Origin of the sequence: Leucobacter sp. M11 (genome assembly GCF_035726885.1) — a bacterium.
Lineage (GTDB): Bacteria > Actinomycetota > Actinomycetes > Actinomycetales > Microbacteriaceae > JAPFRB01.
Genome location: NZ_JAPFRB010000003.1, coordinates 562563 through 567997, shown reverse-complemented (window position 1 = coordinate 567997; position 5435 = coordinate 562563). Strand labels below are relative to the sequence as shown.

Annotated in this window: 6 protein-coding genes and 1 tRNA gene; 2 read left to right on the top strand and 5 right to left on the bottom strand. The window is 68.2% G+C overall.

The features are described 5' to 3' along the window. Positions 1–168: 168 nt before the first annotated feature. The 5 genes from rplA to OOT08_RS11070 all read right to left on the bottom strand — a co-directional run bounded on the left by rplA (position 169) and on the right by OOT08_RS11070 (position 2863). Positions 169–858: a 50S ribosomal protein L1 gene (rplA, locus tag OOT08_RS11090; RefSeq protein ID WP_325092700.1), complete on the bottom strand. Its 690-nt coding sequence runs from the start codon at positions 856–858 to the stop codon at positions 169–171. 16 nt (positions 859–874) lie between these two features. Further along, the gene (rplK, locus tag OOT08_RS11085) at positions 875–1303 is read right to left on the bottom strand and encodes a 50S ribosomal protein L11 (protein WP_325092699.1); all 429 of its coding nucleotides are present in this window, start codon (positions 1301–1303) and stop codon (positions 875–877) included. A 242-nt stretch (positions 1304–1545) separates the two neighbouring features. After that, positions 1546–2433, bottom strand: a complete 888-nt coding sequence (gene nusG / locus OOT08_RS11080; RefSeq protein WP_325092698.1) for a transcription termination/antitermination protein NusG — start codon at positions 2431–2433, stop codon at positions 1546–1548. 27 nt (positions 2434–2460) lie between these two features. Next, positions 2461–2739, bottom strand: coding sequence for a preprotein translocase subunit SecE (gene secE, locus OOT08_RS11075; RefSeq protein WP_325092697.1), 279 nt, complete (start codon positions 2737–2739; stop codon positions 2461–2463). 51 nt (positions 2740–2790) lie between these two features. Then, positions 2791–2863 (bottom strand) — tRNA-Trp (locus tag OOT08_RS11070). A 372-nt stretch (positions 2864–3235) separates the two neighbouring features. On the opposite strand from OOT08_RS11070, the gene OOT08_RS11065 reads away from it, so the two are divergent. After that, entirely contained in the window at positions 3236–3745 is a 510-nt protein-coding gene (locus OOT08_RS11065; RefSeq protein WP_325092696.1) for a septum formation family protein, read from the top strand. Positions 3746–4010: 265 nt separating this feature from the next. After that, positions 4011–5435 (top strand): VaFE repeat-containing surface-anchored protein (locus OOT08_RS11060; RefSeq protein ID WP_325092695.1); only part of this gene is annotated, 1425 nt, incomplete at its 3' end.

Sequence of the window (5435 nt, the reverse complement as noted above, 5' to 3'; positions counted from 1 at the left end):
GACGAACCGTGGAACCGGTTGCCCCGCTGGGCGCTGCCGCAGAGAAGGTCACAGTTCTCAGTCTAGGGCGCGGGGCGCGGCCTGTGAAACAGCGTCCGGACCACGCAAAACGGGCCCCCGACCAGTGGTCGGGGGCCCGTTCCGGGTGGGATCGTGTCCCGGTCTGGCTTAGTAGCCGGACACGTCCAGCGGCACCGAGGGGCCGAAGGTGGTGGAGACGACGCCCTTGAGGACGTACTTGCCCTTTGCCGAGGACGGCTTCAGGCGGAGGACCTCGTCGAGGGCCGCGGTGATGTTGTCGTTGAGCTGCTCGGGCGAGAAGGACGCCTTGCCAACGATGAAGTGCACGTTGGCGTGCTTGTCCACGCGGAACTCGATCTTGCCGCCCTTGATCTCGGTCACGGCCTTGGCCGCGTCCGGGGTCACGGTGCCGGTCTTCGGGTTCGGCATCAGGCCACGCGGACCCAGGACCTTACCGAGGCGACCGACCTTGCCCATGAGCTCGGGGGTGGAGACGGCCGAGTCGAAGTTGGTGTAGCCAGCGGCCACCTTCTCGATCAGCTCGTCGCCGCCGACCTCGTCAGCGCCGGCGGCCAGAGCGGCCTCCGCAGCTGCGCCGGTGGCGAAGACGATGACGCGGGCGGTCTTACCCGTGCCGTGGGGGAGGTTGACCGTGCCGCGGACCATCTGGTCAGCCTTGCGGGGGTCAACGCCGAGGCGCAGGGCGACCTCGACGGTGGAGTCAAACTTTGCGGAGCCGGTCTCGCGAGCGAGCGCAACGGCGTCGGCTGCGTTGTAGAACGCGCCGTCCTGGATCTTCTCGGCGGCGGCGCGGTATGCCTTGGACTTCTGAGCCATTATCTGTTTCCTCGCCTTACTCGACCGTGATGCCCATGGAACGCGCGGTTCCGGCAATGATCTTGGATGCAGCGTCAATGTCGTTCGAGTTCAGGTCTGCGGCCTTCTGCTCGGCGATCGCGCGGACCTGGTCCGCGGAGATCTTCGCAACCTTGACGGTGTGCGGGGTGCCGGAGCCCTTGGCGACGCCGGCGGCCTTCTTGATGAGCTCAGCGGCCGGGGGCGTCTTCAGGATGAACGTGAAGGAGCGGTCCTCGTAGACGGTGATCTCCACGGGAACCACGTTGCCACGCTGCGACTCGGTCGCGGCGTTGTAGGCCTTGCAGAACTCCATGATGTTCACGCCGTGCTGACCGAGGGCGGGGCCCACGGGAGGTGCCGGGTTTGCGGCGCCGGCCTGGATCTGAAGCTTGATCAGACCCGTGACCTTCTTCTTGGGTGCCATGTTGTTTCCTTTCGTACGAGATCCGGGACGGGCCCGGACTCTCTCCCGCGGCCGAGGCGAATCCCCGGCGCGGTGCGTGGTGTGGCCAGGCACGGCGCACACCAAGGGTCAAGCTTATCACGTCTTTTGCGCCGCACCCGCGCGCGGGGCACCGGACCGACCGGCCCGGCAGGATCCTCGCCAGAAACGGCACCGGCGGCGGCCCCCACAGGGGACCGCCGCCGGTGCGCGAAGCGTTGCGCTTAGGAGAGCTTGGCGACCTGGTCGAAGCTGAGCTCGACCGGGGTCTCGCGCTCGAAGAGCGAGACGAGGACGGTGAGCTTGCCGCTCGCCGGGTTGATCTCGCTGATCGAGCCGGGCAGCCCCTCGAAGGAGCCGGACTTGATCGTGATGGTCTCGCCGATCTCGAAGTCGATCTCTGCGGGGGCCTGCGCCTTGGCGCCGCCCGCCACGCCGCCGGAGCTGGCCTGGGCCGCGCTCGGCTCGAGCTCGACGGTGCTCTTGAGCATCTCGAAGGCCTCGTTGAAGCGGAGGGGCACCGGGTTGTGCGCGTTGCCGACGAAGCCGGTCACGCCCGGGGTGTGCCGCACAACGGACCAGCTGTTCTCGTTGAGGTGCATGCGAACGAGCACGTAGCCGGGGATCCGCACGCGGGTCACCATCTTGCGCTGGCCGTTCTTGACCTCCATGACTTCTTCCATCGGGACCTGAATCTCGAAGATGTCGTCGATGGCGCCCATCGTCTCGCGACGGTTCCAGAGGTTGGACTTGACCTTGCGCTCGTAGCCCGCGTAGCTGTGAATGACGTACCACTTGCCGGGCGCGATGCGCAGTTCCCGCTTGAACTTCGCGTAGGGGTCGACCTCGGCCGGGGCCTCGTCAGCCTCGGCGTCGTCCGCGGCGGGGGCGTCGCCCTCACCCTCGACGGCCTCCGGGGCGTCAGCCGCGGGAGCGTCGCTCTCGGCGGCGTCCTCCGGGGCGGCGTCCTCGATGACGGCGTCGTCCGCGGCGGGGGTGTCGTCACCCTCGGCGGTCGCAGCCGCGCCCTCGGTGTCGACCGTGCCCGCAAGCGCGTCGAGCGCTGCGTCGAGGTCGGCCTCGGGGGTCGTGCTGTTGTCTTCGCTCGTCATGTCGTTCTCAATCAGTCTCGGAGGTGGTTAGCGGAATGCCGGATCGCCGAAGAGGAGCACGGCGAGGAAACCGAAGAGCTGGTCCAGCGCCCACACGAGCGCCATCATGATCACCACGAAGACGAGCACGACGGCCGTGAAGTTGATGAGCTCCTTGCGGGTCGGCGTGACGACCTTCTTGAGCTCGTCAATGACCTGCTTGATGAACAGCACCAAGCGGCCGAACCACGTCTTCTTTGCGGCCCGGTCAGATTTGGCCTGCTCGACGAGGCTGTTGCCAGACTCTTCGATTTCCTTGCCAGTCACGCGTACCAACCTTTCCGTTCCCGAGGTTCGCACACGCGGCTTCGGGTTTTGCAGGGCGGACAGGACTCGAACCTGCAACCTGCGGTTTTGGAGACCGCTGCTCTACCAATTGAGCCACCGCCCTAAGGCTACGATTCCCAGCAATCTTTCCCGCGCTCCCCCGCCTCAAAACAAGGCAAAATGGCACAGGAAATTTTGGCAGAAATCAACTACCACTCATGAGTGTACGGCATCGCGGAGCCCCGTGTCGAACGCGGCACCCACTTTCGCGCATCTCGCGCGTGTCATCCGGGGCCAACACGCCGATTCGACGCGCTGCCCGATCCCCAAGGACACAGCCGCATCACGATTCGGGCGGAGGGTCGCTTCCGGCGTTGAGCACCCCCGCGAAAGGGACTACCATCGGTCAGGGCGTTGGGGGGCGGCCGCTCGTTTTGCCTGTTCTCTTTCCCGACTCCTGGAGCCAATCCTGTCCCCCGTTTTCTCACACCGTCCCGTGCTCGCGGCCCTCGTGATGCTCGGCGCAATCGGTCTGAGCGGGTGCAGCACCTCGGTCGCGCCGAGCGCTCAGCTCTCGCAGGATTTGGGCACCTCGTCGACCGCCGACACCACCCTTCACCTGCCCGCCGAGCAGAGCTTCGAGGCCGGGACCGAACGGGACTCGGCCGACCCGAACGGCTTTCCAGCGGTCAGCGTGGGAGACTGCCTGCAGGGCCCCACGGCCGATGCGACATCGAGCTACCTGCTCGTGCCCTGCGCGGAGGCGCACCAATACGAGGTCTTTGCCTCGCGCACGCTCGGTGAGTCAGCCTTCCCCGGCGAGACCGAGATTGACCTGATTGCGACCGAGCTCTGTGAGCGACGCACCGCCGACGCGCCCCAGGCGAGCGGGGACCGTCCGGCGATTGGGGTCTTCGCCCCCAGCGAGCAGGAATGGCTCTTCGGCGACCGCGAGCTGGTGTGCGTCTGGGTCGTCGAGGGCGAGACCGCGCCCCACTCGCGCTAGGGCATCAGCCCGGCACGCTCGCCACCCCGGGGCTCCGGGCCCGCGGTCACCGACCCGACAGACCCTTGGCGGGGCGGGTCCGCGCGAGCGATTCTGGCGGTCGGCCCGCGGGGCCGGGTCAGCCGCCTCCCACCGATTTCCGACAGATGCCCCTCGGATTTGCGACGCTGGCCCCGTCAGGAGGCTTGTCGACCGCGACACTGTTTCTCGGTTGTGCGCCCGCTGGGGGATCCATCGCGCACCGAGAGTCGAAAGAGACAGACATATGACACGTGACGCGCATCGGCAATCGCGCCGTCCCAGGAGCCGATCACCCATCGCGCTCCTCGCCGCCGCCGGAACCGCGGCCCTGCTCGCGCTGGGGGGCGCCGGGCTGGGCGCTACTTCGGCGGCGAATGCCGCCCCGTCCCCGGGGCCCGAAGGCCAGATGTACGGGGTCTCGGTCCCCGGCCAGGCCCTCATCGGCGCCAAGGGACCGATCAAGAACGGGGGCTGGACCGCGTGGAGCGGGACCTACCAGGTTCCCGGCGGGGGGCAGGGCTACTGCGCCGACCACGGCCTGCTCGCCCCCAACAACGCGACCGGGTACGCCCCCGGCGGGGAACTCACGACGAAGAGCGGAACCCCCATCTCGGCCCAGGCCCGCGCGGAGCTCGCCTACATCCTCTACGCCTCGAACGCCACGGTGCGCTCCGCGCAGAACGGTGGGAGCACGAGCGTGGCCAACGAAACGGCGGCAGCGGCGAGCTACCTCCTGCACGAGCTCACCGGCCCCACCCCGCAATACCCGCTCGGGAGCAACGTTCCCGCCAAAGATGTCGGCTTCGATGCGGCGTGGTACCGCGCGGCCTTCCTCGCAAAGCCCGCGACGGCTGGGGTGGTCAACAAGATTGATCAGCTGCGCGCCGACGGCAAGGCCTATGCGGGCCCCTGGACGCTGACGGTCCGCAGCGAAAAACAGGACCCCCTGGCTGGGGAGACCGTCCCGTTCACCGCGAGCGTCACCGCGCGGAACGGGGCCGGTGTCCCGGGCGTTTCGGTCGCACTGGCCGCGGAGCACCTGACCGGGGTGCCCGGCTCGATCACGACCGGCCGCGACGGAACCGCGACGTTCTCCGCCGTCCTCGGCGACCGCGCGGGCTCGGTGACCGCGAGCGCATCCGCTCCGGCCGATTCGGTGCGGGTGCTCCGCCCGACCGGGGTCGCCCCCGGAAAGAACGTCCAACGCATCGTCGTGGTCGAAGAACCCGGGAAGATCTCTGCGGTGACGCAGGCCGTGCCCCGCCCCGCGACGGTGACGACCTCCGCCGGCAACCAGGTTGACGGTGACCGCGTCCTGCCCCCCGAGGGCGGTGTGATCGTCGACAGGGTCAGCTACACCGGGCTGCTGCCCGGGGCCACGCACACGCTCCGCGGTGAGCTGTTCTTCCAAGACTCCGCGGAGTCAACGGGAATCACGGCTGAGCGCACCTTCGTGCCCGAGACCCGGGACGGGGTCGTCGATCTCGAATTCACGGTTCCCCCGGGATACGGCGGGCGATCGCTCGTGGTGTACGAGTGGGTTTCCTCCGCTGACGGTCGGCTGCTCGCCGAGCACACCGACATCGACGACGAGGCGCAAACCGTGACCCTCGACCCCGTCGAGCTCAGCACCTCCGCGAGCGACCAGGCCGACGGGGACCGCGTGCTC

What these genes read in the sequence shown, in the direction of transcription:
- rplA (WP_325092700.1), bottom strand. Translation starts at nt 858, where the DNA reads ATGGCTCAGAAGTCCAAGGCATACCGCGCCGCCGCCGAGAAGATCCAG.
- rplK (WP_325092699.1), bottom strand. Translation starts at nt 1,303, where the DNA reads ATGGCACCCAAGAAGAAGGTCACGGGTCTGATCAAGCTTCAGATCCAG.
- nusG (WP_325092698.1), bottom strand. Translation starts at nt 2,433, where the DNA reads ATGACGAGCGAAGACAACAGCACGACCCCCGAGGCCGACCTCGACGCA.